Origin of the sequence: Actinoplanes xinjiangensis (genome assembly GCF_003148685.1) — a bacterium.
GTDB lineage: Bacteria > Actinomycetota > Actinomycetes > Mycobacteriales > Micromonosporaceae > Actinoplanes > Actinoplanes xinjiangensis.
This window is the reverse complement of sequence record NZ_QGGR01000054.1, coordinates 1-25,763: the sequence shown is the minus strand read 5'-3', so window position 1 is coordinate 25,763 and position 25,763 is coordinate 1. Positions and strand designations below refer to the sequence as shown.

Genomic DNA, 25,763 nt, shown 5'->3' with positions numbered 1-25,763 from the left:
ACCCGCTTGCCACTCCGCGAGCACCGCCCCACCCAACATGACCAGTCAACGAGCGACCGCTGCTCAAGTCGCAACACCGGGTTGCAGTATTAGGCGTGTCCTCGACGCTGGGAAGTGCGGTATGCCTCCGGGCGTTCCCCGCTCCGCGGCAAGCTGCACCCCGGGCGGCCGGAGGCGGTGTTTGCGGGGCACTCACGCTCGCCGGACGTGCATCCAGCCCTGCTGCAGCGGCTGCTCGCTGGCGGGCGGGCGTACCGAGTCACCACCGGTGCCTCAGCTTTCCGGGTGGGAGTGGGGCGTGGCTGCGCTGGCGAGCAGGGCGGTCGCGGTGTCGATCAGTGAGTCGCCGGTCTCGGCGGCTCGGAGGCGTAGTTGCCGATAGGTCTCGGCGGCGTTGCGTTCGTTACGGGCCATGAGTACGCCGATGGCTTGCTGGATGGTGGCCCGCACGGTCAAGGCCTGTGCCAGCCCGGTCAGAAGTTGGTGTGCTCCGGTGTCCATGCCCGGTTGGTTGCCGGTCGGTGGTGGCCGCCCGGTGTAGACGGTCCGGACACCGGCGATCAGGGGGGCCATGGTGGCGGTATCGCGGCCGTAGAGGTTGAGTACGGCGATCGGGACGCCGCTGCCGGCGAACAGCGGTATCGATAGTGATGCGTGCAGACCCAGTTCGTGCGCCGAGCGGTAGAACCCGGGCCACGACATCGTTGCCGCGATGTCGGGCACCCCGACCGGCGTAGCCGTCTCTAAGGAATGCAGGCAGGGCCCGGCCCGGTCGGCGTACTGTGCTTGATCGACCGCCAAGGCCAGTTCGCTGCTGGCTGCCACGGTGGTGTAACCCTGCCCGCGCCACGCCGTGATCGACGCGTAGTCGACGGCGGCGAGCGTGTCGGCGGCCAGCCGGGCGGCTTGAGTCAGGTGGACATCGATGATGGAGGCGTCGTCGGCTGTCGCGGCCAGGGCTATGAGGGTGCCCGCCAGCGAAGCCGATGTCCTCGGCCAGCCGGGGGTCTCGGGCTGCTGCGAAGTCGGCATTGCTGGCCTCTCTGGTCACGCCGCGTCGGGTGTCCCGCCATCACACTGCGTGTCGGAACGCGACGCAAACGTAGCGGCAGATAGCGGCGTCTGCTGTCACACCGATGATCACCTGCGCTCGTGTCCTACCGGTGTCGGCAGCCGGTAGCGCAGCATCAGTCGGGTGCCCCCCATGGCAGTGGTGGTGATGGCGAGGTCGTCGGCGACCTGATCGATCAGCCAGAGACCGCTGCCGCTGCCCAGGTTGTCGGGCGCGGCGGTCGGCCCGGTGAAGTCCGCCGGTAGGCCGGGTCCGTCGTCGCTGATCTCGCACCACAGGCTGCCGGCGTGCGACCCCAGCCACAGCCGACCGGAACCACCACCATGACGCACGGCATTGGTCGCCGCTTCGTGGATGGCCAGCACCAGCTTGAGCCGCTCCGGTTCGGGCAGACCGATGACGGACAGCCGATGGCTCACCACGGTGCGAAGCGCGGCGAGAGTGTTGAGGTCGACGGGCCGGACCATCGCCACCGGATCGGCGTTCGCGTCGGTGCCGGAGCGGGCGGCGGCAGAATCGCCGCTCAGGACCGCGCGGGCGAAGTCGCCGAGCGCCTGGCCGGTGCGTTCGCTGTGCCGTAACAGCTCGTCCAGAGCGGCGTCGATGTCGAGGCCCAGGCGTGCGGCGACAACTCCCTTGGCGTGCTCGATGAGCACCCGGGTGTCCAACACGTGCCGTAGCTGCTCACCGAGAACTCGCTGTTGAGGGTGGTTGCGGTGCTGTAGCAGGCCGACCGTGGTCACGTTGGCCAGCGCCTGGCCCAGACGGATGTTGTCGTCGCCCAGCGGCTCGGCCTGCTCGCGGAGCAGGGCGAGGACTCCGATGACCTCGCCGCGCAGCCGCATCGGCAACGTGTACACCGAGCGGAACCCGGCAGTGTGGGCCTGCCGGGCGAACTGCGGCCACCGCCCGCCGGCCGCGTCCAGGTCATGGACGGCGAGCGGCTCGCCGGTGGCGAAGCAGTCCGCACTAGGCGCCACGTCGATCTCGAACAGCTCCAGCATCCGGCGGTACTCCGACGACGCCGCCGTCAATCGCAGCATCCCTTGCTGGTCGGCGACGAGGACGCCGGCCAACTGCACGTCCAGTAGCTGCACGCACCGCCCGGTGAGCAGGCGCACGAACTCCACCACATCGATATCGGCGACCAGCGTGTCGGACAACTCCACGAACGCCTCGGCAACCGCCTGCTCCCGCGACATGCTCACCTCGCTCCATCCCTGTCACCGGCGCCCAGGGCCGGATCGCCGTCAAGCTCGTCGAAGCGCAGCCGGCGGGCCACCACATCGGCGGCCACCGCATCCAACTCGCGTTCCGCGGCGAAAGCGTGGGCGCGCAGCCGGGCGAACGCCTCCTCGAGTCCTACCTCGAGCTGCACGCTGATCATGCCGGTCGCCTGGTGCACCACGGCCCGCTGCGCAAGGTAACTCCCGGTACCGGCGTCGTAGTCATCGCTGCTGTCGCCGTCGGGCAGTGCCTCGGCCAGCAGCAGGTCCGTGACCGCGGCGGCGAAGTCCAACGCGTCCGCCAAGTCCTGACCGGCCAAGACGCCCGGACTGTCGCGGTACAGGTCCAGGACGCCGACTCCGAGCGTGCCGGCGCGCAGCGGCAGCGCGAACACCGCGCGCGCCCCGGCCTGCAGTGCTGCCCCGGCGAACGCCGGCCACCGCTCCCGCCACGCCGCGGCTTGCAGGTCGTCGGCCAGCACCGGGGTGCCCATGTCGAAGGCGTCCCGGCACGGGCCCTCACCCAGCAGCAGCTGCAATTGCTCCACCCGTTCGCTGACCGCGTCACTGGCATAGCGCACCTGTTGTGCCGTGCCGGTCATCACCGCCACACCCGCGCCCTGGACGTCGGGGAAATGCGCCACGCACGCGCGGCACAACTCGTCCACGTCCGGGCCGTACGCCGCCACCAGCCGATCCACGCGAGGCCGTCGGCCGTCGCTATCCACCACAACCACGGCCAGCCCTGTCGTTGTGCCCACACCGATCGGCCACCATGACGGCAACCTCCGACCCTGCCCCGGGGTAGCCGCGCGAATTCGGACCCGGCACCACGAGAGCCGGCATCCCACCGAAACAGCACCATCCGCACCTACGGCAGATCTGCCCCCAACGGTACGCCCGGCAACCACCGCCCTCCCCCGGCCGCCGATGCGGATCTCTGCAGAGTCCCGCAAGAGTGAGTCGGCCCGCCCGGGCCGATGATCGGAGGGCTTCGGTTCGGGCATCGAAAACCGGCCGCAGGACTCCCGGACGAGCTTCCGGTGCCGGACCGAACCAGCAGGCCAGCAGCACTGCATCCGCACCCGGCGGCATGACCGCCGGCACGACGGCACCACCCTCGGCCTGCTCAGCCGTGCCGGCCAGCCGCGGATCGTGCCAGCCCTGCGCGAACACGTCCGTCAGGTGCAAGCCGTGGCTCTCCCGGGTGAGCAACTCGGCGACTGCTGCTGTGAAGGTCGTCGCACCCAGCCGTTCGGCGCTGCTCAGCGGCCCGGGGAGGGCCGGTACAGGTCCACGGCACCGTCGTGGCGCATCGCGCCGGCGTGCAGAGGCAACGCGAACACTGCTCGAGTCTCGACCGGGAGCGACGGGCCCGATGCCGTCCGGCCCGCGCCGGCGATGACACGAGTGACATGCGGCGCACAAGCAAGACTCCCACTACGCGACCTCAGGCGGTGCTGCCGACCTCGGTGCCGCCACGAAGCCCTTCGGCCGGTTTACGGTCGGCCCGGGACGAGGTCCGTGTGCTGACCGCGACCGCGATGGAAGGCATCGGGTCCAGGCTCGGCAGGCTGGGAGCCCGGTGGCGATCCTGCCTCGGCGGTCCCAGCGAGCAACGGTGGGCGTCAGTGGTGGATTCGGAACCGGATTCGCTGCTCCAGGTAGTCGATGTCGTACAGGGCGATGTACTCGGTTCCGTCGGGGACGTTGCGGGCCAGGACGGTACGGTGCCCGCCGCATGCGGTGACCGGTTCGGTGTAGGTGAGGCTGCCGTCTTCGCCCAGCGGGTAGAACCCGAGCAGGAAGGTCTGGCAGCGGTCGGACGGGTTGGCCGGGTCCTTGATGTGGGACACGCTGATGGTGCGGCAGCGGGAGTCCGGCACGGTGAGGACCGCGGTGCCGACACGGCCGCCCTCGTAGAAGCCGACCTCGGGTTGCACCGATACACACCGGTCCGGCCCGTGGTGGCTAGAGGCGGAGACGGCTGCGGGTATCAGGGCGGTGGAGAAAGCCATGGCCAGAATGGCCAGTAGGTAGGTCGGGCGTCTCATGGTGAGATCTCCGTTCATGACGGGGAGGCGCGGCCGGGCGGCCGGGTCAGCTGGTCGGTAGGTCGAACTCCCCCGTCACGGTGCCGGTAGGTGGGATGACGGCGGTCGCCGGATCCCGGCCGCCGGTGTCCAGGCGGAATGGCGGGTAGGCGTCGGTCAACGGCGGGTACCGGTCGGTGCCCAGCGCGCTGTAGGCGTAGTAGTTGACCCGCCAGGTCCAGCGCAGCACCCCGACGTTAAAGTCGAACATCTTTCGCGGGTACCGGCCGGTGAACAGGATCGCGAAGAACGCGACCACGGACACCACGCAGAAGGCGATCCACAGGGCGAGCAGGACGATGAAGTGCGGAATCGCGAGAACCCACTTCACCAGCCACAGCCAGCGAGACAGGTGTACGTCCAGACGCGCGTCCACGCGTACCGGATAGGCGGTCGTTACGGTCATGATCGTTGGACCTCCGACGGATCGGTCGGCGCCCTGATCCTCCGGTCACCCCAGCGCCCGGCCGGATCAAACGACTGATGTGCCGGCTCCGTCCGGAGTCCGTGTGGTGAGGGCTGATGCCCATGACCCGCCGCACCTGGCCGTCGAGACGACATACGGGTGGGGGTTGTTTGCCACCGCTCGGCCCTCAGACGAGGCGGTGCCGCGTCTGGCTACCGGGGTCTGGGGCAGCGCGCCCGATGGGCGCCGGCCGTCAAGTCAGCTGACGAACCGATCCGTCCTTGACGTTACGCGCTATCCACTTGCGTGGTCGGCCGGTGTGCCGTCGGCTATTCCCGGATCTCGCGTAACCGCGCGATCTGACTGGGTCGGCGCAGCGATGCCGCGTCAGCCGGACAGGCGTACGGTCAGGATGTCGCCCAGGCCGCCGGTGGTGCATCTCCCGGCCGGCTCGGCCGCGAGGAGGACCCATGTCCGCGGAAATTCGTTCGATGTACGAGGTCGACACCGGCCGTCACCAGGCCGCGGCATGCTGACGGAGGCGGTTCGCGACATCCCCGCGACAGCCGCCATCTTCGGGTTCTTCGCCTCAGTGTGGCTCGGCTGGGCTCAGGAGAGCCCGCCTGCGACCTGGCGACCCTGGCTGCTCACGGGATCCGTGACGGCCCTGCTGACCATGCTCGCCGGGGCCCTGCTGACCTGGCGGGACTGGGACGCCACGACGGCGTTCGACGAGGACACCAGCAAGTGGTTCGGCATCGTCGTCGGACTCGAGGTGATCCTGGCCGGGGCCGGCGCGGTGGTCCTGCGTTTCCGGGGTCGTCGTGACATGGTCCCGGTGTGGATCGCGCTCGTGGTCGGGCTCCACCTGTTTCCCGTGGCGGCGCTTCTCGATTTTCCTCTGATCTACCTGGTCGGCGCTCTCGTCACGATCGCCGCGCTGGCGGCCGTGCCGGTGGCTAGGTCCCGTTCGCTTCCGGTGAGCGCGGTGAACGGGCTCGGTGCGGGTGGCGTCCTGCTCACCGCGGCGCTGGTCTGCCTGCTGGCCGCGCTGTGAGGTGAGAAGAGCCGCCCTTATGCCCGTAACCGGTTGGGCCGCTGTCGTCGCGGGCCGCAAGGGAACGCCACCCACACCGGCTCCGGGCGTCATGACGGCTCAAATCTGATCGACCGCATACTCAGCGCGCCGACGACCCCGGCGAACGCCGTCGACCAAGAGGCGAAGCCTGACGAAGTCGGCCTGCCGGCGAAACGGCCCAGACTCCATCGATTCAGACCAAGTCATCTGCTGAGCGTTGCACGGCACCCTCGGCGTGAAGGCGCTGGCACACCTCGCCGTCGGCGGGCTGACCCGGCTGCCGCGATCCCGGGCGGCATGCCCGAGACTGCGAGAGCCGCCGTGGGTGTCGGCGGCCCTGTCGCTGCGGCCATACGTCCACGCGGGCATGGTCGCCCAGACGACCTTGCCGTTGTGGGCCGGGATGGCTCCCCACACCTCGGCGGCCGCGTGGACCAGCCGCAGACCCCGCCCCCGTTCATCGAGGGGAACCTGGATGCCCTCATCCGTCGCGCGCATCGACGGGTATCGGCTGTCACCGTCACGAACCGTCAAATGCAGCCGGCCGCCACGCCGGAACACCGTGACCACGAACTCCGTTCCAGCATGGTCCACGGCATTGGTTGCCAGTTCGGACATGATCAGTGCCGCGTCGTCGCGCGGACCGGCCAGTTGCCAGCCGTCGCAGGCCCGTAGGACGAGGTCACGGGCAGCCCGTACCGACGCCGGTCGCGGCGCCAGGCGCGCTTGCAGCCGATCGGCCCGCGACACGCCGCCGGCGATCGCGATCCGCGCTTGCGCCATGGTGGGGAACACCGTCACCGGCGGCCCGTCCTGATGCCGTAACCGGTAGTCCAGCGTCGTCGCCGGCCGGGAGCAGAACGCCATCCGCACCGATGCCGGGCCGAGGCGTGCCGCCCGGACCGCCGCCGACCAGTAGGGCAGGCTCACCCCGTGCAGATCACCGACGTCAGAGACATCGATGACGATTGCTTCGCAAGGGCCGGCCAGACACCGTCGAAGACTGTCGGTGACCTGGTCGCCGAGCTGCTGTGACCAGCGGCCGTGTACCGACATCTCGAGCACCGTGGTGCTCGCGTCAGCGGTGACCCGCACCGACACCCCACGACGGTCGGTTCCGACAGTGACCAGGTAGGGAGGTGCGAGCGTCCGCATCCCGCCACGCCGTCCTCCGGCAATCACCATCTGCCCGCGTCCAGGGCGAGGGCGGGGCCGGCGGGCAGGACGGTGGGCCAAGCGACTCGCTGCTCGGCGCGGATGCCCCCGGCAGACGGAGAGGACAAACCAGCGGCACAGCGAGTAGTTGCCGGCCGAGCGCGGCAGGAAGTGTCCAGCAGCCGTCGGCCATCGCCCGGCCGATCGGTGGAGACGCCGGGGCCGCTTCGCGGGTTCGGCGTCGGATGGGCGCGGCACATTGCGACGATCACGACTGCTCCAGATGGCACCTAACGAGGGCGGTGCGCCACCGGGGTCTGGGGCAGCGTGCAGCGGCGAGTACTCACCGCTACTCGATCAACGGTATACCGGCTTGCCGTGGACCGCCGTGGGCCCTGCAGGAGCAGCGGAACAGAAAGCAACGATACCGATGATCTTGGGGGTGTGACCCGGCGGCTCAAAACGCAAAGCCAGGTGCCGCGGCGGTGGGGATGAGACCGGCGGTGTGAGCGCGCGCCAATCGGCCACAGGTATCCATGGTTCGGGCGATGAGCGGTGGGATCGGAGGATGGACCAAACCGGACGGCGTGGGGTGCGGTGACCGCCGGGCACGCTATGGCCGCGCTGGAGCCGTCACCGGCCGGGTCGACGGAGAATGCCGCAGGCCGGATGGCGGCGGTCGTCGCGCGTGCCACGAACGCCCGTTGCGCGATGATTCACATCACCGATGGCGGCTCTGAGTGGACACGGGGTTCCTCTCAAGCCGCCACCTACGCAACCCGGTCGATGTCTGATCAGCGCACGCGGGCCGTTCACATTATTGGAAGTGGAACAGCTAGGACCGAGAATGAATCCAGACTGCAGGCACCTGGCACCTGTTCCGGGCAGAGTCTTCAACAGTCGCCCACTCACCCGACACCCGGATAACGGTCACCAGCGGCAGCGTGACCCACGGGCCGGTCGGCCTCTTCGCTTGGGCGTGGGCATGAATGTCGTCGGCTACCTCGTCCGCTTGGCAGGCCGTGCGCTCTAAAGCGTCTCTACCAATCTTTTCGTCATCTCTCACATGTCGATTACTACCCCGTACAGCAACGGCGACAACGGCGAAGGAGGGCCTGCAGACCCTCGGCCGGCTACGCCCAGCCGGATGATGCGCCTACCCCCACCAGAGCGCGCCCCCACCACAGTCGGCTGGACCTGTCGTCCCGACCGCGGATCAGGTACGTCCCTCGACATCCCGCATCGTCCAGGTCCATGACCAGGTTGCGGGCGGACTGGGTCACCCACACCGCGGTCGGGGTGTACCGACGCAAGCGACCGCCCGAACCCGGCCATGTCCCACAGTCGTGCCTCGGTCGCCGGCATGAGCCGACGCTGCCGCTCCTTCAGACGGGGCATCAGCGCCGCACACCTAACACCCACCGAACCGCCGCCCTCAGCGCCTGACGCAACGCGATTTTTGTGGGCGGCTCCGGAAGTCAAGTCCGGGCTCTGCACGGTTCGCGTCGGGCCCGGCAGGCATTTCATGGCACCAGGCCTGATGCAGGTTGTACAGCCGACAGCAGGTACGGCCGCGCCCGGGGGTGGTTCCACCGAAGGGCGCCTGCCGGTTGCGTAGGCTGGATGGCGTTCGTCCTTACTGCCCGGCCGTCTGAAGGGGCCCTGGCGTGGAGGTGCCGTCGTGTCGCATCGTGAGCAGCCTGGTCGCGCCGGCTTGATGGGGTGTCGCCGGGCCGGTGGGGGCCAGTGGCCGGATGGCCGTCATGGATGACCGCGTCGACATGATCCGCAACCTCATCGAAGGTCAGCGGCTCCCTTTGGCCGGGGGGGGCCGGGCTGCTGTACCAGGTGTGTACCGCTGCTACGCGCGCGTTGGCGGCCTCGGGCGCCGGGATCAGTGTGATGACCGAGGCGGGGACCCGGGGAGTCTACGCTGCGTCGGACCCCTTGACCGAACAGATGGAGGAGTTGCAGTTCGTCCTCGGTGAAGGGCCGTGCTGGGAGGCGTTCTCGTTGCGGCGCCCAGTGCTGGTGCCGGACCTCGGCGGCGTGTCGCCGACGCGCTGGCCGATGTACATCCCGGCCGTCCATGACAGCGGGATCCGGGCGGTCTTCTCGTTCCCCCTGCAGATGGGTGCCATGCGCCTCGGAGTGCTCGACGTGTTCCGGAAACGGACCGGTTCGCTGACCGGTGAGGAACTAGCCGACGCGCTCGCCTTCGCGTACGTGACCATGACGGCGTTGCTCGACCATCACGAGGAGGCCGCAACGAAGGGCTCCGGTGACGTCCTCGCCGATGCCGGGGAACACCACGCCGAGTTGTTCCAGGCCCAGGGGATGGTCATGGTGCAGCTGGGGGTAACCATCGGTGAGGCGATGACCCGAATGCGGGGGTACGCGTTCGCCCACGGCCGCCGCCTCGACGACGTGGCCCGCGACGTGGTCGCCCGCCGACTGCATTTCGACCGGGACCTTTCATGACCGCATACGTGAACGCCGGCCAGACCGGGAGGCAGGCATGATTACCGTGTCCGTGCAGAAGCTGGCGACGATCTTCGTCGAGATCGCCGACACGCTGGTCGACGAGTTCGACGTGCTTGACTACATGCACATGATCACCGAGCGGGTCGCCTACCTGACCGAGGCGCCGGCCGTCGGCATGCTGCTCGCCGACCAGCACAGCCGGCTCGAGTTCGTCGCCGGGTCGAACGAGAACGTCACCCTGGTGGAACTGTTCGTGGTGCAGAACGAGGAAGGACCCTGCCTGGAGGCGTTCCGTACCGGCGAGCCGGTCGTCAACGTGGACCTCAACAACGCGGCCGGCCGCTGGCCCCGTTTCGCGCCGCTCGCCGTCGCGACGGGCTTCCGGTCGGTGCACGCCTTCCCGATGCGGTTGCGCCGGCAGGTGATCGGGACGTTGAACGTCTTCGGCGACGTTGCCGGCCGTGAGTTCGAAAGCGACGATGTCACGATCATGCAGGCCTTGGCCGACGCTGCCACCATCGGCCTGCTGCAGGAACGTGCCATCCGTCACGGCGAAACGCTCACTGAGCAGCTCCAAGGGGCCTTGAACAGCCGGATCATCATCGAACAGGCCAAAGGCGCGGTCGCGCAGGCCCATGGCATCAGCGTCGACGACGCGTTCACGGTCATCCGCGGTTATGCCCGGAAACACAACCGTCGGCTGACCGAGGTCGCGAACGCTCTCGTCACCGATCCGCACAGCCTGCAACAGCTCTTCACCTAGCGACCGGCTTCGAGACACCCGGCGAGGTGCGGGACGAGGTCACTCGCCGGGGCGTGGGCGGATGTCACGGCGGGCCAGGCGCAGCCGGATCACCCGGCGACCACCGCGGTGGCCACGAGGCGCGTGGCCACCCGGTCCGGTAGCGGCGTGATCGGCGGGCGACCTCCAAAATCTAGGTTGAAGAGACTAGACATTCTCGTTCCGGGTGGGTAGCGTTTCTGCCGTTGACAGCAGAGATCGGTCAAACACACCGACGAATCTGACCGAGCGTCAAGCAGGGCCCGGAACGTTTCGCGGCTCGCTCGGCAGTGTGGTGAGATCGTCACCGCACGTAGCAAGACAGGGCAAGGGCACGACAAGACCTTGACGTAATTCCAGGTCAGGGCGGGCGACCGCAGACAGGGCCGATGCACCTTCGGGGTTCTGTCTGATGCCAGAAAGATCCGCCGTACGTGCTGGGGCCGCGAAGTTCGCGTGGGGCTCCTTCACCGGCGGGGAGGCAGGTCAGCAGTACCGGCATTGAAAGCAGAGGAAAGGGAGGGCAGGACACCGTTGGATCGCCCGCCGTCAGGACGTAGTAACAGTTCTGTGGTGGACACCGTGGTGCCATCGAACGTGAGGTGGTCTGCGGTCACGCTTATGCGGTCCTCGCACTGGACGCCGCCGATAGCGGCGCGGTGTGGAAACGACAAGCCGGCGAAACTGTCGGTAGATGGTGTATCAACCCGTAACCCTGGGCCCCGGCGCTTGATGCGCCGGGGCCCTCGTCATGAAGAGGTATGAATGGCCCCACCGGACGACATGCTCGACGACGACGACTACCCCGCCTACACGATGGGCCGCGCCGCCGACATCGTGGGCGCTTCGCCGGACTTCCTGCGCCGCCTCGACGAGGCGAAACTGTTCACCCCGTTCCGTTCCGCCGGCGGGCACCGCCGGTACTCCCGCTACCAGCTGCGCCTGGCCGCACGAGCCCGGGAGATGGTCGACCACGGCACCGCCCTGGAAGCCGCCTGCCGGATCATCATCCTTGAAGACCAGCTCGAAGAAGCCCTCCAGCACAACCAGAACCACCAGCGCCAACAGCACGCGGCCGCTGCCTGACGCACGTCTCACGGTCCTTCTTCACGCATCGAGAGGGACCGTTTGCCGTAGCCGGATCCCGGACGGCACGGCGTCGAATGACGGCAGGCACTGGATCTCTGTGCTATGTTTTCCGGGTTGCAGTTTTGATTTCCGTAGACGTTTTCGGCGCCTGATGGGTTTCAGATAACCCGTCCAGGCGCTTTTTCGTTGTTCGTGTCGTTCCGGCGCGGGTGATCAACGCGGCGGCGTAAGGGTCCGCACAGTGCGGTCCCTGACAGCCTGCGAAGGAGCAGACATGACTACAGGTACCGTGAAGTGGTTCAACGGCGACAAGGGCTTCGGCTTCATCACCCAGGACGGCGGCGGCGCCGACGTCTTCGCCCACTTCTCCGCCATCTCGTCAAGCGGCTTCCGTAGCCTCGACGAGAACCAGCGGGTCGAGTTCGACGTCACGCAGGGCCAGAAGGGCCTTCAGGCGGAGAACATCCGCTCGATCTGATCCACACTTCACCGAACGGCGGCCCGACTGGTTCAGCGGGCCGCCGTTCGGCGTTTCCATCAAGACCCGCACGCCGGTCACATTGCGGCCAGCGGTCGCGGGCGAGCCCGCAGTTGCTTAACCTCGCTGAGGTGAGTACGGATCGTTTGCGGCCCGCAGAAGCCGGTGACCGCTCCGATGGCCTGGGCATCGCCTTGAGCCGGTTGGAGAATCGGGTCGAGCAGGGCCTGGAGCACATCGACGCCATGGTCAAGCCCCGGCTTCGGGGATGGCTGCATGCCGCTACCTTCCCGGTCGCCGTCGTCGCCGGTGGGATCTTGACCGCGCTGTCCCCGGATACCCGTTCCCGGCTGGCCCTGGCGCTGTACACACTGTCGGCGGCGCTGCTGTTCGGCATCAGCGCGCTCTACCACCGCGGCCGCTGGAGCCAACGCACCCACAAGATGCTCCAGCGCTTCGACCACGCCAACATCTTCCTGATCATCGCCGGCACCTACACGCCGTTCTGCGTGCTCGCGCTGCCGCCCGGACAGGCCCGGACGTTGCTGTGGATCGTGTGGTGCGGAGCGCTGGCCGGCGTCGCCTTCCGAGTCCTGTGGGTCGGCGCCCCGCGTTGGCTGTACGTGCCGGTGTACATCGCCCTGGGCTGGGTCGCCGTGATCTACCTACCCGGGTTCTGGCGCGCCGGCGGGACGCCGGTCGTCACGTGCCTCATCCTCGGCGGCGTGCTCTACACCCTCGGCGCCGTGGTCTACGGCCTCAAACGACCTGACCCGAACCCGCGCTGGTTCGGCTTCCACGAGCTCTTCCACGCCCTGACCATCACCGCCTTCACCACCCACTGCATCGGCATCATCTTCGCCCTGCGCTGACGACCTCGACGCGGAAGAAAGGTTCTGACCCGGTGCGCTCCCCCGGCCGCTACGACCCTCCGATCGAACAGGGCAGAAGACGGCGACCCGATCTCGTGATGGCCGACGACGACACCGACCACCACGCGGGTTGCCCCGCAAGCAGATCAACGGCGGCGGGTCCACCACGATGACGGTGTCCGCGGAGGCCGCGCGGATCGGCAGTGTCGCCAGGGAGTTCCCGTCAGCGGTACGACGGAGCCGTGCGGTACCCCGACCGCGCCGACGATCGACCCGGCCCGGGCGATCCCGAAGGCGGTGGCCATCGACTGGCCGGTGCCGACGCATTCCAGGGCGGCGGCGCCGATCCGGCCGGTAATACCCATGATCCGCTTGGTGGCGTCGTCGGGGGGCATGGTGACGATGCCAGTCGCGCCGAACTGACGGGCGAGGGCCCTGCGGACCGGTTGCGGCTCAGCGCGATGATCCGTTCGGCGCCGAGGCGCTTCGTGGTGCCGGACCAGCGCGCCACGGATCGCTCAAGAACCGCGATCCGGTGCCGAAGATGGCTGGTGGTTCGGCGCACTCATCCGAAGGCGGTGGTCAGATGCCAATCCCCAGCGGCTCCATGACATCCGCGCCCGGCCGTGCCGCAGAGCTCGATGTGCCGGCGCTCAACGCCGAGCTGGACGAGATGGAAGAAGGCATCGGCTCCGACATCGAGGCGGCCACCGCACGCGCCGGCCGCCTCATCGAGACGTCGACCGCACTCGGTTGCGCCGAGGCCTACTGGCGTGCGGTCCTGCTCCGCGCGGATCTGACGGAGCGTCAGGGCGATCTGGCCGGGGCGGCCGCCGCGGTGCAGGAGGTGCGCCGCTGGGCGGCGGAGCAGGGGTCCCGCCGTCTGTTGTCGCGTGCCCACCGGCTGCTGGGGCGCATCGCGCGCAACACCGGCGATCTTGCCGGGAGCCTGGATCACATGCTCAAGTGCGTGGCGGCGTTCAGCGCCGACACACCCCCCTCGGAGCGGATCTCCGCGCTGATCGGGCTGGCCGACTCCTTCGCCGACATCGGCTCCATGCCGGCGGCGCGTGACCAGTTCGAGCGCGCCTATCGCACCGCCGCGGAGCTGGGCCTGCTCGAACGGCAGCTGACCGCACTGAACAACTATGCCTACAGCGAGTACGAGGCCGGCGAGCCGCACCGCGCCCACGAGGTGCTGCAGCGGTTGCAGGCCCTCGCCGCACGGCACGGACGCCCGCTGGACGCCGCGGAGCTGGACACCATCGCCCGGGTCCATCTGGACCTCGGGAACCTGCTCGAGGCCGAGGCGGCAGCCGACGAGGCTGTCGCGCGGTTCGCGCAGGACGGCATGATGGAGGCGGATTCCCAGGCTTCCTACATGCTGACCTCGGGCATGGTTCGCCATCGCCGCGGAGATCTCGAGAGCGCGCAACACGCTCTGAACGAGAGCGAGGCGCTGTGCCGCGAGCACGGTCTCGGTCTGCTGCTCGCCGAGGTCATGGGCGAGCAGGCGGCGCTGTACGCCACGCTGGGACAGTTCGAGAAGGCCTACCACCGGCAGTGCGAGGCACAGGCGGCCGAACGACGGCAGAGCAGCGCCGACCGTGAGGCACAGATCCGCCACGCACAGGTCCTCTACGAGGTCGCCGACGTACGTCAGCAGGCGGAGTCGTTCCGCGACGAGGCGCGGCGGGACGCCCTCACCGGCCTGCGCAACAGGCGCTTCATCGACGAGCGCCTACCGGAGCTGCTGATCCGTCAGGTGCCGGCCGGTTCGCCGCTGGTGGTCGCGCTGCTGGACCTCGATCACTTCAAGCGGATCAACGACACCTTCTCCCACCAGGCCGGTGATGCCGTCCTGTCGACTGTCGCGGGTCTGCTCGTGCAGGTGCCCCTGGGGGCCACCGGGTTCGCCGCACGTCTGGGTGGCGAGGAGTTCCTGCTCGTCCTCACCGACTCCTCGGTGCCAGAAGCGATCATGAAGCTCGAGGACCTCAGGCAGCGGGTGGCGGCGCACGACTGGACGGCCGTCACCGGCGATGTCCCGGTCACGATCAGTATCGGTGTCACCGCGGCGTCGGCCGGCAGCACCGTCGTCGGTCTGCTGGCCCACGCGGACAGTGCCCTCTACGGCGCCAAGGCGGCCGGCCGCAACCGGGTGCACGTCGAGGAGAATCTCGATATCACGGAACGTCGCAACCGCCGTATGCCGCTGGCCCCGAAGGGCGATCCGGCCTAGACGAGTAAGTCCTAACTCATCGATCTGATGAGCTGAGCTGAGGCTGTACGCGCGTCAACTGCGATGTCCGGTAGTTGGCCGGGGCCAGCGACCGCCACGCTGCGGTACCGCAGTGGGCAGCAACGGATCCAACCGCAACCACTCCGCGTCCGTCGAATCACCAGCCACAACACACCAACGATCGATCTTCACCCACCGCGATGATCGGTCAGATGCGCTCTGAGCACCCATCAGCTGCCCTCCCGGCGGCGAGCCAGTGCCAGCCTCTGACAGCCAGCCCTTGCGCGGCGATGCGGTGAGGTCGCCCGCGTGTTCACAGACGCATGGATTTTCCGATCGGGTCAAGGTCGAATGCGATCAGGCCCTGCTGGACTGCGGGCAACCCTTCGACCACATCGGCGGCCTGTTCGGGGGTATCGACGTCCAGAAAGAGTACGACGCCCGGTACGTCGCCGACCTTCAGCGCGTACTCGATGACGACCCGGTGGCGTACCAGGTTCCAGGCTGCGGGCGAGAAGGTGTTCTCGTCGAGAAAGTGGGTGAGCTGCTCTGCCGTGACGCCTTCCACAGGTCGCGAGTTCGCCATGTACCGCATGCATCCTCCGGCTTCTTGGCAAGACAGTCGGCGGCCGGCTCACTGGGGCAGTACTTGCCGCCCGACGCGCACCCATACTCTCCAGGTCGAGACCGCGGTCCCTCATCCACCGCGAATGAATAAGGCTTCGCGAGGCCGCTGACGCTGGGACCGGCGGCCATTGGGGTACGGCGGCGCCACGCTGAGGGTGACGGCAGGCTCTGCGGCGGTTGCGGCCACTCGTTACAAGCCGTGTCCGCCTCACGGGGTGCAAACGCGACAAATCAAACTAACCGTCCAGACACTTCCCGGGCGTGGTCTGCGAGTACGGTCCCGTCGCATCGACAGTTGGAAATGTTTACGTAATAATGTTTACAGAAACGCATCTCATGTCGCCCGTCGCAGTAGATCGAACCACTCCGTACGAGAGGACGTTCGCCGTGACAATGAATGCAGGTTTCGCGGACCGAGCGCTGTCACGCAGCCGCCGGCGCCTCCTGGTCCTCCTCACCGCGGCCGTTACCGCACTCGTCGGCGGCGCGGTCGTCCAGCAGCAGCCGGCACACGCCGCGTGGAACCTCGTGTGGGCCGACGAGTTCAACGGGTCCGGCGCGCCCAGCAGCGCCAACTGGAACTACAACGTCGGCAACGGCCTCAACCCCGGCCTCAATGCCTTCGACGGCTGGGGCAACGGCGAGTGGGAGTGGTACCGCCCCGAGAACTGCACGCAGTCCGGCGGCAACCTTGTGATGCGTGCCAACTGGCTCACGACGCCCATCACGGTCAACGGCCGCAACTTCTATCAGACGTCGTGCCGCATGACGACGGACACGAAGAAATCCTTCCAGTACGGCCGGATCGAGACGCGCATGGCGCTCCCGACCGCGGCCGGCTCGTGGCCGGCTTTCTGGATGCTCGGTGACTCGTGCGACGAGACGTCCACGAGCGCCTACAACCCGGCGCAGACCTACTACGACCGCCTGCCCACCAACTGGGCAAGTTGCGGCGAGGTCGACATCATGGAACACGCGAACGCGAACGCCACCGTGACGAACAACATCTTCTGGGATCTCCGGACCGGCGTGTTCCCGTGGACGGCGGGTCAGAACGCCAACTACGTCGCGAACCCCGCCGTCAACAACCCCGCGGCCTTCCACGTCTATGCGATCGAGTGGACGGCCGCGCAGATCCGCTGGTACATCGACGGTGTGCAAACGCACGTGATCGACACGACACCGGCGACCTTGGAGGAGTTCCGCAAACCGTTCCACCTCATCTTCAACCTGGCGCTGGGCGGCACGTACCCCGGACAGAACCCCGTGCAGAGCCAGTTCCCGCTCACCGCATCGATCGACTACGTGCGCTACTACCAGGACGGCGGGGGCACGACGCCGCCTACCACGGGCGGACCCGCGACGCAGATCAACGGGCCGGGCGGCAAGTGCGTGGACGCGGCCGGAAACGACACGGGCGGCAATGGCGCGGCTGTGCAGCTGTGGACGTGCCAGGGGCTTTCTCTTTCGAAGGACCAGCAGTGGAGCTGGGACGGTCAGACCCTGCGGACGTTGGGCCGGTGCCTCGACGTCGCCAACGCGGGTACGGCCAACGGCACGCAGGTGCAACTCTGGGACTGCAACGGCAGCGGCGCACAGAACTGGGTCCAGGAAGGTAACCGGTTGCGCAACCCGAACTCCAACAAGTGCCTGGACTCCCCGGCAGGCTCGACAGCGGACGGCGCGCGACTGCAGATCTGGGACTGCAACGGATCGGCGGCACAGTACTTCGTGAAGGCCGCGTGACGGCCGGCCGAGGGGCACGCTGACGGTCAGGGCGCGGGAGCGGACAGGCTCCCGCGTCCTTTCCGTGCGCTCCGATTCCCCCCGCTTTACAGTAAGCGCTGTCCCGCTCGCGCTGCACCGAGGACACCCGGGGGCGGCTGGCGACGAGGCGGGTTTGGGAGTGGGTGGCCGGCATCAAGGTGTATGTACTTTGTCGACCTCGACGGTGAGGATGACGCGCTGCTCCTGGTTACCGCCGAGAGCCCGGCGCCACAGTTGGGGGCGAAGGTCCGGGAGGCGTCCATGACACTGCCGACCATCACGTGCACCGCGGCGAAGTCGGCGGGGGTCACCCCGGCCGGTAGCTGACCCGCACGGACGGCTCGGGTGATGAGACCTGCCACGAGCGGGGTCATTCGCTCGTGCGCCCGCTGCACCAGTGCGGTGGCCTGGCTGCGGCTGCGCAACAGCTCCCCGAGCCCCCGGCTCTGCGCCTCGATCTCGAGTTGCTGCTCCAGGAACCAGGCGAGCCCGGCCCAGGCGTCGCCATACTGCGCGGCCCGCTCGGCGAAGCCGATCACCGTGTCGATGTGCTCGCTGAACAGGGCGTCCAGCAGGTCCTGACGCTGCGGGAAGCGCCGGTACATCGTGCCCATCCCCGTGCCGGCGGCCCGGGCGATGTCTTCGTAAGCGACATCCAGGCCTTCGGAGGCCATGAGCTCGTACGCCGTGCGCAGCAGCAGTTGACGGTTGCGCGCGGCATCACGACGCAGGGATGGAGGTGGCTCGCTCACGTGTCCGATCGTACACAAGTGGAATAGGTCTTCCAAGTTGAAGAAATGTTCCGTTTCTCTGCTACGGTACCGGGATGCCAGCCTCTTCAAGCAGCAACGATGTCGTAGTGCCGTCCCCCGTCGCGATCCCCGAGCAGGATTTGCAGGACCTGCTGCACCGCCTCGCCATCACCCGCTGGCCCGACCGTGAGACCGTCGGCGACACCAGCCAGGGACCGCAACTCGACCGCATCCGGGCCCTCTGCGACCACTGGGCCACCGGCTACGACTTGCGGCGCACCGAGCGGGCCATCAACAGCTTCGGCTCATCGCGCACCGTCCTGGACGGGCTCGGCGTCCACTTCCTGCACGTGCGCTCGGCCGAGCCCGGCGCAGCACCGCTCTTGCTGTGCCACGGCTGGCCCGGCTCGATCCTGGAGTTCCGGCACCTGATCGGCCCGCTGACCGATCCGGTCGCCCACGGCGGCAACGCCGAGGACGCCTTCCACGTCGTGATCCCTTCCATGCCGGGCTTCGGGTTCTCCGACAAACCCACCACGACCGGCTGGAACATCTCCCGCGTCGCCGACGCGTGGATCACCCTCATGCAGCGCCTCGGCTATGACAGTTGGTTCGCCCAGGGCGGCGACTGGGGCGCGGCCGTCGTCGAGCAGATCTCCCGCAAAGCGCCCGAGCGCAGCCGCGGCATCCACTTCAACCTGCCGCTGGTGTTCCCCACCCCGCAGGAGATGAGCTCGGCCACCGGAGAAGAGCAGCAGATGATGGCGCGCACCCGGCGCTATCAGAGCGAACTCGACGGGTACGCCCGGGAGCAGGCGACCAGGCCACAGACGATCGGCTACTCGCTCGCGGACTCCCCGACCGGACTCGCCGCCTGGATCTACACCCTTTTCCAGGACGTCACCGACAGCGACGGCAACCCCGAAAAGGTCATCGACCGTGATGAGATCCTCGACGACATCATGCTCTATTGGCTGCCCAACGCCGCGGCGTCTTCCGCCCGGCTGTACTGGGAGGACCGACAGAGCAACGCCATGAGCGCAGGCTCGTGGGGACCGAACCCCGTACCCGCCGGGTTCAGCATCTTTCCCAGCGAGGCCGTACAGGCGTCCCGGCGCTGGATCGAAGCACGCTACGAGACGGTGCTGCACTACGCGCAGCTCGACCGTGGTGGACACTTCGCCGCCCTCGAGCAGCCAGGCATCCTCACCGATCAGATCCGGACGACCTTCCGGCCGGCGCGGGCTTCCTCACCGGGCCCGGCCGCGGTCGCATGGGAGGCACAGTTGGCGCACCAGCACGACGACACACTGGACGTCATCGTCAACGACAAGGCCCCGCAGAGCCTGCTCGACGTGTTCGGCGTCTACCGCGACGTCTGACGGACCAAGTGGTGCAGCTCGTTTCGGAACCGCGTCATCCACTGGTCGATCTCGGCTCCGGTCCACCACAGCTGGCGGGGCGAGTATTCCCAGACGATGCGGGTCGTGCCGCCGACGACCGTGCATTCGACGTAGAGCGGCGGTTGCCGCACGCCGGCTCCGGGATCCCGCACGTCCCCGACGGCGGCCGCGCTCAGCGTGAACAGGCCGCTGCGGCTGCGCGTCGGCATCTCGCCCTGGAAGTTGAACCAGATGGTCGGAGCCGGGGCCTGGCGGATGCTTCGTCGCACGTGCGGATCGTCGTTCAGATACTTGAGACCTTCGAACGACAGACCCGCGGACGGGACACCGGCAAGCCGTTCGCCCACCGCGGTCAGCGTCTCGGCCGGGCCCTGGGACCGGCTGTCCTCGAAGGCGAGCGGGAAGGTGCAGTGCAGATCGCCGACCGTCCGCGAGAGATCGAGGCCGTGCACCGCGGCCTGTCTCCCCGAGCCGGAGAGCTCGACCACGAGGCGCCCGCAGTTCCACTGGCGCTGCGCGGTCCGTACCAGTGCCGTGAGCAGGGTGGTCGCGAGCGGTGCGCGGCCTGCGTCCGGGCCGATCATCCGTACGTTGCGCAGCGCGCGCGTCTCGTCGGGCGGCAGGCTGTGGCGGGCGGTGGCTAAATCCTCCATGCGCACGCCGGGATTCGCCAGCGGGTCGTAGGTGGCCGGCGGTGGTACCGCGAGCTGAGTACGCCAGAACTTCAGATCAGCTGTCGCACCCCGGTGGGCGAAGTCGTTCATCCAGTCGGAGAACACCTGGAAGCGCGCCGACGTCCGGGCCAGCCGCAGGGCCTCGCCCTGTTCGTCCAACCGGCAGAACTGGTCCAGGTCATCCAGCAGGATGCGCACCGTGACCCCGTCCATGACGAGGTGGTTGACCGCGATGAACAGGCGTTGCCTGGAGCCGGTCTCGATCAGAAGGAGACGCATCAGCGGGCCGTGCTCGACGCTGATGCGGCGATGCTGCTCGCTGAGGAGCGGCGGGAGCGCATCGGGCCGGTCCAGCGTGACCGACTCGACGGCGAAACTGCCCTCGATGTCGCCGTAGCGCTGCACGAATCGACCGTCGTCCCGGCGGAACCGCAGGCGCAGCGCGTCGTGCCGGGCGACCAGCGCGGACGCGGCTCGACGCAGACGGTCCGAGGTGAGCCGCCGATGGACGTCGAGCATGACCGTACGGGTCCATCCGTCCCATTGCCCCAGCTCCAGGGCGCGCCGCTGGGCGGCGCTGAACGAGACGTCATCGGTGTCCGGAACCTGGCCCGGCTCGGCAGGCGCCGGCTCCTCGGGAGGCGCCGGCTCGAAGTGCCGTACCACCGAGATCGCCATCGCCCGTAGGGTCGAGTCGTTGCCGAAGCTCGCCGGCGGGATACGCGTTCCGGTCCGATCCTCGACGCGCTGGGCCAGATCGATCAGCCCGAGCGAGTCGAGGCCGACGTCGAGGAGCGGCCGATCCACCGATACGTCGTTCGGGTCGGTCAGTTGCAGCATCTCCGCGACTTCGGTCTGCAGCAGTCGGAGCACGTACTCCGGCTGGCCGCCCGGGCCCGCCCGGGGCAACGTCTCCCGCGTCGGCCTGCGTTGTCCCGCCATCGCCGACGAACGCAGCGAGCCGACCGTCCACTGGTGCTTGCACTGTGTGCGTCGCAGCTTTCCGCTGGTCGTCTTCGGAATACTGTCCGGCCTCATCAGCAGGACCTCGTGACACTGCACCCCGCAGTACGAGGCCACCGCGGCCCGGATCGCCGAGGCCGCGCGGTCCAGCGGTATCGGTTCGGAGTTGCGCAGTACCTTCTTGCGCAGCTCGGCCACCACCACGACCCGCTCGACGCCGTCAACCCGCACCCCGAAGGCGACCGCGTTGCCCGGCCGCAGGATCGGATCGGCCGCCACCACCGCCGCTTCCAGATCCTGCGGATGAATGTTGCGGCCTCCGACGATGATGAGGTCCTTGAGGCGGCCGCAGAGGAACACCTCGCCGTCGTCGCCGATCACCCCGAGATCACCGGTACGCAGGAAACGTCGCCTGCCGTCCGGGCCGTCCCCCGTCGCCAGGCGCGCGGCGAAGACGGCCGCGTTCTCCTCCTCGGTCCGTCCCCAGTAACCACTCGACACGCTGGGACTGGAGATCCACAGCTCGCCGACGGCGTAGGGCGGCCGCGGCCGCCGTGTCACGGGATCGACAGCGATCACCGAAACACCCCACTGCGCGTCGGGGACGCCGCTGCCCACGAGCGTCACCGCGGGTGCGCCCGGGGCCGGCGCAACGATCACGCCGTCGCGATCCAGCAGGGCCCGGTCCCCGCGCAGCAGCGTCGGCTTGCGGCCCACCCCGCCGCAGACGAACAGCACGGCCTCGGCCATGCCGTAGACGTTGCCGAACGACGCCGGATCGAAGCCCATCCGGCTGAGCCCAGCTTCGAAGCGGTCCATCGTGACGGCCAGCATCGGCTCACCGCCCTGCAGGGTGGCGCGGAGCGACGAAAGGTCGAACGAGTCACCGTCGTGCAGACCGCGCAGCACGTAGTCGTAGCCGGAGTTCGGCCCGGCGATGTGCGTGCCGCGATAGCGATCGATCGCCTCGAGCCACAACCGCGGGGCGGCCAGGAAGGTCATCGAGGAGAAGGCGATGCAGCGCGCCCCGGCGTACATCGCGTTGAGGATCCCGCCGGCCAGCCCCATGTCGTGGAACAGCGGCACCCAGCCGACGAGCACCGACTTGCTGTCGACCCGGGTGTTGCGCGCGATCAGCTCGAGATTGTGCGTCAGATTCCGGTGCCGCACGACGACGCCCCTGGGCGCCGACGTCGAGCCGGAGGTGTACTGCAGGTACACGACGTCGTCCGGGCCGAACCGGGCGGCCGCGCGGGCCAGCCGGGCCGCGGCCGCCTCCGGATCCGCGCGCTTGACGCGATTGGACAGCAGCCAGACGAGTTCGGGCCAGCGTGACGTCTCGCGGCCGCGCCAGCGGTCCGCCACGCCGTCGCGTACCGACGCCAGCGTGGTCAGTGCGCGGTACTTCGCATGGGTGAGGGCGACGCGTGCGCCGCTGTCCTCGGCGATGTGCCGCAGCTTGGGCAGCTCCCGATCGAGATGCCGCGGGTCGGGGCTGGCCACCGGGACCGCGATCGCGCCGAGGAGCATGCACCCGAAGAAGCTCGCGACGAATTCCAGACCATCGGGCGGGAAGATGAGCAGCACTCGGTCGCCGGGCGCGACCCCGGCCGCTTGCAGGAAATCCGCGATGCCGGCCGCCCGCCGCACAATCTCCTGGCGGTCGGCCGCGTCGATCTCCTTCCCATGGCGATCGAGAAACGTGTAAAGGGGCGCCCGAGGAGCGGCGTCGAGGCGGTCAGCCATGGTGGTCAGCAGGCTCGCGGTCAACCGGGACTCCGGAGGATGAGGAGAGTGACTCGCTCGGACGTTACACCCGTCATCCTGAAAGGGCGCCAGTCCCGCTGTGGACTGCGCACGCTCGAATCTCCCGGCCCCGCCGGCCGGGCGGCCGCCGACGATCGATCGATCTGCGTGCTGGTGCCACGCCTGGCCCCGGAAGACCGGTAGCTGGGGATACCGGCGCATCCACGGCGAACTACTGGCCACGGGCCGGCCGGTCCGCCGGCTCTTGGCGGTACTCGGCCTGGAACCGGCCTTCGGTCCAACCGGCAGGGACGACCCTTGAGGATTAACGCTCGGAAAAGTCCCGTTAGGCAAGATCAGCTCTAGTGGCATGAATCGATGTCGCGTACGGTGATCGCTCGTGTCATCCGCGCCTTTCACCAGGTACACCCCGAGACCGAGCTCGACCTGATGAAACTGTTCGAGGTCGAGACGGCCGTCGCCGCCCTGCGCTCCGGCGCCATCGACGCGGCCTTCCGCCCGGTGGCCATGCCCGGGCGGCCCATTCCCGAGGACATCGCCGGCGTCCGGGTGCTCGACGAACCGCTGCACCTGCTCACCGGCCCGGCCCATGCGCTGACGGCGGCCCGGTCGGTGACGCCCGCCCAGCTCGTCGGCCACGGCCTGCGACGCATCCCGGTGACCGGCCCCACCCCGGTCTACCCGCACTCGCTGCTCTGGCACCGCGACATCCGCAACCCCGCCCTGGCTGCCCTGCGCGACCACCTCGCCGCCACGAAGACCGGCCACGACAGGCCCGGCACCTGGACGCCGAACTGGGTGTCCCGGACGTAGGCACGGGATAGACGCGGACGAGACGACTACGCCAGACTGCTGCGATGGCCGCCGACTACACCAACAGTGAGCAGTTCCGTGGTGCCCGCATCCACCTGTCCGACCTGGCCGGCCTGGAGATCCGCGACTGCGAGGTCACCGGCCTGAAGATCGTCGACTGTTACGGCAGCGACGTCTACCTCGGCGGCGACTTCACCCGACTCGTCGTCAACGACGTCGACGTGACCGCCTACGTCGAAGCCGAACTCGACCGGGAGCACCCGGCCAGGGTGCTGGCCCGCGACGCCACGACCCCCGACGACTACCGGGCCGCCTGCCAGGCCGTCGAAACACAGTGGGCGGCGACCCTGGAGCGCGCCCGGCAGCTGCCCGAAGCCACCCTGCACGAGCGGGTCAACGGCGAATGGTCATTCGTCGAAACGCACCGGCACCTGCTGTTCGCCGGCGACGCCTGGCTCGGCAACGCCGTCCTCGAAGAGCCGGCGCCGTACCACCCGCTGGGCCTGCCGGCCGGCGGGACGCCGCCCGAGGAGGCGGCGAAACTCGGGCTCACCCTCGACGCCTCCCCCACCCTCGACGAGGTGCTCGCGCCGCGGCGCGCCCGGATGGCCACGCTGCGCGCCATCGTCGACGGGCTCACCGAGACCGACCTCGACCGGGTGTGCGCCCGCAAGCCGGGCGACCTGTACCCCGACCGGGAATACGTCGTACGCCGCTGCCTCAGCGTGGTGTTGAAGGAGGAAGCCGAACACCACCGCTACGCGGTCCGCGACCTGGCGGCGCTGCAGGCCGGCACGGGATAGGTCAGAACCCGAACGAGGTGAACGGCTGCGGATCGACGCGGAAGATGCGGACGAGCTCGGCCACCGCACCGGGCCGGTGCGCCCGGATCTGTCCGGCCCCGGCCAGCACGGAAGCCGACCTGCCACCGGAGATACAACGACCCCAGCGCCGACACCGCCATCGTCAGATCCGGCCGTCCATCCGTACGCTCGCTGGTCGCCCCGGCGGGCAGACCGCCAGCCGCCACACGCCGACGTTGCGTGGGCACGAAGCGTCCGCCGCGTCGCGGTGCACCAGGTACCGCGTCGGTCCGTCCGTGCCGGCAGCCTCGTCCGACAGACCCGCCCACCGGGCCGGCTGCGCGGTCGGCTCACCGACCTGGCCGAGCCGAACCTGCTCGTGGATCTGCGGCCAGGCTCGGCGAGCCGTCGCGGCGTCCACCAGCTCCAAAACACTGGCGGCCAGCATCCGCCCGCCGCCTTCCCAGCGCCCGGTCCTCACCAACTCGCGCCTGCAGCGCGGGCGGGGCGCGAGAACTCACTCCCGCGCCCCAGGCTTTTCCAAGACGCTACGGCTGGGCGCCGTCGCCGGCGGCGCGGTTCACCCGGTCGTGACGGCCGCCGTGGGTGGCCGGTCGTCGTCGCGGGTTGCGGCGGCCGGCTGCCGCACCGCTTCCGGTCCTCGCGCCGTGGCCGGCGCTGCGGTCTTCCAGCGGGGTCACCGTAAGGGGCCGAGTGTTTTCACAGCTGAGATGCTGTGCAGAGTCGGGCTTGGTCTGTGACAGGTGTCGTGCACGAGCTGGTGTTCGTCGCTTGCGGTGTCGGCGTACGGGTTCCAGTTCCAGTACAGAGGCGGGTACGCCAAATGTGCAGAGGTCCGAGACGCGAAGCGCTCGGGACGCCGCGACGGCGTCGGGTCCGGCGACCTACGTCCGCCACTCACGAGGAGTAATCGTTGAACGTGAGATTGCGCCCGGATCGCGGCAGGAGAGATGACATGCATCGGCCGTCGCGGTCGGTGAGTTGAGTCGAGGTTTCACTCTTCAGGGGACTTGACGCCCGGGGACAGCGGAGGCCTCCTCAGCTCAGACGCAGGTTTCCCTGTGTTGGACATCGATGGTCACGGAGCTTGAGGAGGTCCCTGATGTCGATCGTAGGCGGGTTGGACATCCACCGGAAGCAGCTGACATTCGACTGGGTCGACGACCAAAACGGAAAGTGGGAACGCGGCCGGATCGC

22 protein-coding genes are annotated in these 25,763 nt (G+C 68.7%); 11 read left to right on the top strand and 11 right to left on the bottom strand.

Annotation, left to right across the window (positions count from 1 at the left end):
* Positions 1 to 273 precede the first annotated feature (273 nt).
* The 5 genes from BC793_RS47545 to BC793_RS47525 form a co-directional block, all read right to left on the bottom strand.
* The gene (locus BC793_RS47545; RefSeq protein ID WP_109603249.1) at positions 274 to 1,032 is read right to left on the bottom strand and encodes a GAF and ANTAR domain-containing protein; all 759 of its coding nucleotides are present in this window, start codon (positions 1,030 to 1,032) and stop codon (positions 274 to 276) included.
* Positions 1,033 to 1,140: 108 nt separating this feature from the next.
* The gene (locus BC793_RS47540; RefSeq protein ID WP_109603248.1) at positions 1,141 to 2,274 is read right to left on the bottom strand and encodes an ATP-binding protein; all 1,134 of its coding nucleotides are present in this window, start codon (positions 2,272 to 2,274) and stop codon (positions 1,141 to 1,143) included.
* A gap of 2 nt (positions 2,275 to 2,276) precedes the next feature.
* Entirely contained in the window at positions 2,277 to 2,999 is a 723-nt protein-coding gene (locus tag BC793_RS47535; protein WP_203896674.1) for a GAF and ANTAR domain-containing protein, read from the bottom strand.
* A 927-nt stretch (positions 3,000 to 3,926) separates the two neighbouring features.
* Complete coding sequence (locus BC793_RS47530; protein ID WP_146246794.1) at positions 3,927 to 4,352, bottom strand: hypothetical protein; 426 nt, start codon at positions 4,350 to 4,352, stop codon at positions 3,927 to 3,929.
* 46 nt (positions 4,353 to 4,398) lie between these two features.
* The gene (locus BC793_RS47525) at positions 4,399 to 4,797 is read right to left on the bottom strand and encodes a DUF4389 domain-containing protein (RefSeq protein WP_109603245.1); all 399 of its coding nucleotides are present in this window, start codon (positions 4,795 to 4,797) and stop codon (positions 4,399 to 4,401) included.
* Between the two features lie 529 nt (positions 4,798 to 5,326).
* On the opposite strand from BC793_RS47525, the gene BC793_RS47520 reads away from it, so the two are divergent.
* The gene (locus BC793_RS47520; RefSeq protein WP_109603244.1) at positions 5,327 to 5,854 is read left to right on the top strand and encodes a hypothetical protein; all 528 of its coding nucleotides are present in this window, start codon (positions 5,327 to 5,329) and stop codon (positions 5,852 to 5,854) included.
* Positions 5,855 to 5,953: 99 nt separating this feature from the next.
* On the opposite strand, the gene BC793_RS47515 is transcribed toward BC793_RS47520, so the two are convergent.
* Complete coding sequence (locus tag BC793_RS47515) at positions 5,954 to 6,976, bottom strand: ATP-binding protein (RefSeq protein WP_109603243.1); 1,023 nt, start codon at positions 6,974 to 6,976, stop codon at positions 5,954 to 5,956.
* 1,902 nt (positions 6,977 to 8,878) lie between these two features.
* Between BC793_RS47515 and BC793_RS47500 the strand changes: the two genes are divergently transcribed.
* From BC793_RS47500 to trhA, 5 genes are all read left to right on the top strand, one after another.
* The gene (locus tag BC793_RS47500) at positions 8,879 to 9,511 is read left to right on the top strand and encodes a GAF and ANTAR domain-containing protein (protein WP_346265303.1); all 633 of its coding nucleotides are present in this window, start codon (positions 8,879 to 8,881) and stop codon (positions 9,509 to 9,511) included.
* A 37-nt stretch (positions 9,512 to 9,548) separates the two neighbouring features.
* Positions 9,549 to 10,277, top strand: coding sequence for a GAF and ANTAR domain-containing protein (locus tag BC793_RS47495; protein WP_109603239.1), 729 nt, complete (start codon positions 9,549 to 9,551; stop codon positions 10,275 to 10,277).
* Positions 10,278 to 11,060: 783 nt separating this feature from the next.
* Complete coding sequence (locus BC793_RS47490) at positions 11,061 to 11,381, top strand: MerR family transcriptional regulator (protein WP_109603238.1); 321 nt, start codon at positions 11,061 to 11,063, stop codon at positions 11,379 to 11,381.
* Between the two features lie 277 nt (positions 11,382 to 11,658).
* Positions 11,659 to 11,862, top strand: a complete 204-nt coding sequence (locus BC793_RS47485; RefSeq protein WP_109603237.1) for a cold-shock protein — start codon at positions 11,659 to 11,661, stop codon at positions 11,860 to 11,862.
* A 245-nt stretch (positions 11,863 to 12,107) separates the two neighbouring features.
* On the top strand, positions 12,108 to 12,734 hold the full coding sequence (gene trhA, locus BC793_RS47480; RefSeq protein ID WP_109603250.1) for a PAQR family membrane homeostasis protein TrhA: 627 nt from the start codon (positions 12,108 to 12,110) through the stop codon (positions 12,732 to 12,734).
* A 146-nt stretch (positions 12,735 to 12,880) separates the two neighbouring features.
* Here the strand turns inward: trhA and BC793_RS47475 are convergent, their stop codons facing one another.
* On the bottom strand, positions 12,881 to 13,129 hold the full coding sequence (locus BC793_RS47475; RefSeq protein ID WP_158319591.1) for a hypothetical protein: 249 nt from the start codon (positions 13,127 to 13,129) through the stop codon (positions 12,881 to 12,883).
* 191 nt (positions 13,130 to 13,320) lie between these two features.
* Between BC793_RS47475 and BC793_RS47470 the strand changes: the two genes are divergently transcribed.
* Entirely contained in the window at positions 13,321 to 14,976 is a 1,656-nt protein-coding gene (locus tag BC793_RS47470; protein WP_146246792.1) for a GGDEF domain-containing protein, read from the top strand.
* Between the two features lie 313 nt (positions 14,977 to 15,289).
* Here BC793_RS47470 and BC793_RS47465 read toward each other — a convergent pair whose 3' ends face one another.
* A complete protein-coding gene (locus tag BC793_RS47465) occupies positions 15,290 to 15,571 on the bottom strand; it encodes a hypothetical protein (protein WP_146246791.1) in 282 nt (93 codons plus the stop codon).
* A gap of 560 nt (positions 15,572 to 16,131) precedes the next feature.
* Here BC793_RS47465 and BC793_RS52140 point away from each other — a divergent pair.
* The gene (locus BC793_RS52140; RefSeq protein WP_158319590.1) at positions 16,132 to 17,349 is read left to right on the top strand and encodes a ricin-type beta-trefoil lectin domain protein; all 1,218 of its coding nucleotides are present in this window, start codon (positions 16,132 to 16,134) and stop codon (positions 17,347 to 17,349) included.
* A gap of 86 nt (positions 17,350 to 17,435) precedes the next feature.
* Here the strand turns inward: BC793_RS52140 and BC793_RS47455 are convergent, their stop codons facing one another.
* On the bottom strand, positions 17,436 to 18,122 hold the full coding sequence (locus BC793_RS47455) for a TetR/AcrR family transcriptional regulator (protein WP_239170750.1): 687 nt from the start codon (positions 18,120 to 18,122) through the stop codon (positions 17,436 to 17,438).
* A gap of 74 nt (positions 18,123 to 18,196) precedes the next feature.
* On the opposite strand from BC793_RS47455, the gene BC793_RS47450 reads away from it, so the two are divergent.
* The gene (locus BC793_RS47450) at positions 18,197 to 19,504 is read left to right on the top strand and encodes an epoxide hydrolase family protein (protein WP_109603232.1); all 1,308 of its coding nucleotides are present in this window, start codon (positions 18,197 to 18,199) and stop codon (positions 19,502 to 19,504) included.
* Here the strand turns inward: BC793_RS47450 and BC793_RS47445 are convergent.
* Entirely contained in the window at positions 19,489 to 22,932 is a 3,444-nt protein-coding gene (locus BC793_RS47445; protein ID WP_203896677.1) for an AMP-binding protein, read from the bottom strand. The two genes, BC793_RS47450 and BC793_RS47445, sit on opposite strands and share 16 nt — an antisense overlap.
* Positions 22,933 to 23,286: 354 nt before the next feature.
* Here BC793_RS47445 and BC793_RS47440 point away from each other — a divergent pair, with 354 nt between their 5' ends.
* Both BC793_RS47440 and BC793_RS47435 read left to right on the top strand, forming a co-directional pair.
* Positions 23,287 to 23,742: a LysR substrate-binding domain-containing protein gene (locus BC793_RS47440; protein WP_109603230.1), complete on the top strand. Its 456-nt coding sequence runs from the start codon at positions 23,287 to 23,289 to the stop codon at positions 23,740 to 23,742.
* 44 nt (positions 23,743 to 23,786) lie between these two features.
* A complete protein-coding gene (locus BC793_RS47435; protein ID WP_109603229.1) occupies positions 23,787 to 24,545 on the top strand; it encodes a DinB family protein in 759 nt (252 codons plus the stop codon).
* A gap of 163 nt (positions 24,546 to 24,708) precedes the next feature.
* Here the strand turns inward: BC793_RS47435 and BC793_RS47430 are convergent, their stop codons facing one another.
* Positions 24,709 to 24,993, bottom strand: coding sequence for a hypothetical protein (locus BC793_RS47430; protein WP_109603228.1), 285 nt, complete (start codon positions 24,991 to 24,993; stop codon positions 24,709 to 24,711).
* Between the last annotated feature and the right edge of the window lie 770 nt (positions 24,994 to 25,763).

Bases quoted from the DNA above. Each gene is read 5' to 3' on its own strand.
- BC793_RS47545 (WP_109603249.1), bottom strand. From the start codon at position 1,032: ATGCCGACTTCGCAGCAGCCCGAGACCCCCGGCTGGCCGAGGACATCG.
- BC793_RS47540 (WP_109603248.1), bottom strand. From the start codon at position 2,274: ATGTCGCGGGAGCAGGCGGTTGCCGAGGCGTTCGTGGAGTTGTCCGAC.
- BC793_RS47530 (WP_146246794.1), bottom strand. From the start codon at position 4,352: ATGAGACGCCCGACCTACCTACTGGCCATTCTGGCCATGGCTTTCTCC.
- BC793_RS47525 (WP_109603245.1), bottom strand. From the start codon at position 4,797: ATGACCGTAACGACCGCCTATCCGGTACGCGTGGACGCGCGTCTGGAC.
- BC793_RS47520 (WP_109603244.1), top strand. From the start codon at position 5,327: ATGCTGACGGAGGCGGTTCGCGACATCCCCGCGACAGCCGCCATCTTC.
- BC793_RS47495 (WP_109603239.1), top strand. From the start codon at position 9,549: ATGATTACCGTGTCCGTGCAGAAGCTGGCGACGATCTTCGTCGAGATC.
- BC793_RS47490 (WP_109603238.1), top strand. From the start codon at position 11,061: ATGGCCCCACCGGACGACATGCTCGACGACGACGACTACCCCGCCTAC.
- BC793_RS47485 (WP_109603237.1), top strand. From the start codon at position 11,659: ATGACTACAGGTACCGTGAAGTGGTTCAACGGCGACAAGGGCTTCGGC.
- trhA (WP_109603250.1), top strand. From the start codon at position 12,108: ATGGTCAAGCCCCGGCTTCGGGGATGGCTGCATGCCGCTACCTTCCCG.
- BC793_RS47475 (WP_158319591.1), bottom strand. From the start codon at position 13,129: ATGCCCCCCGACGACGCCACCAAGCGGATCATGGGTATTACCGGCCGG.
- BC793_RS47470 (WP_146246792.1), top strand. From the start codon at position 13,321: ATGCCAATCCCCAGCGGCTCCATGACATCCGCGCCCGGCCGTGCCGCA.
- BC793_RS47465 (WP_146246791.1), bottom strand. From the start codon at position 15,571: ATGCGGTACATGGCGAACTCGCGACCTGTGGAAGGCGTCACGGCAGAG.
- BC793_RS47450 (WP_109603232.1), top strand. From the start codon at position 18,197: ATGCCAGCCTCTTCAAGCAGCAACGATGTCGTAGTGCCGTCCCCCGTC.
- BC793_RS47440 (WP_109603230.1), top strand. From the start codon at position 23,287: ATGTCGCGTACGGTGATCGCTCGTGTCATCCGCGCCTTTCACCAGGTA.
- BC793_RS47435 (WP_109603229.1), top strand. From the start codon at position 23,787: ATGGCCGCCGACTACACCAACAGTGAGCAGTTCCGTGGTGCCCGCATC.
- BC793_RS47430 (WP_109603228.1), bottom strand. From the start codon at position 24,993: ATGCTGGCCGCCAGTGTTTTGGAGCTGGTGGACGCCGCGACGGCTCGC.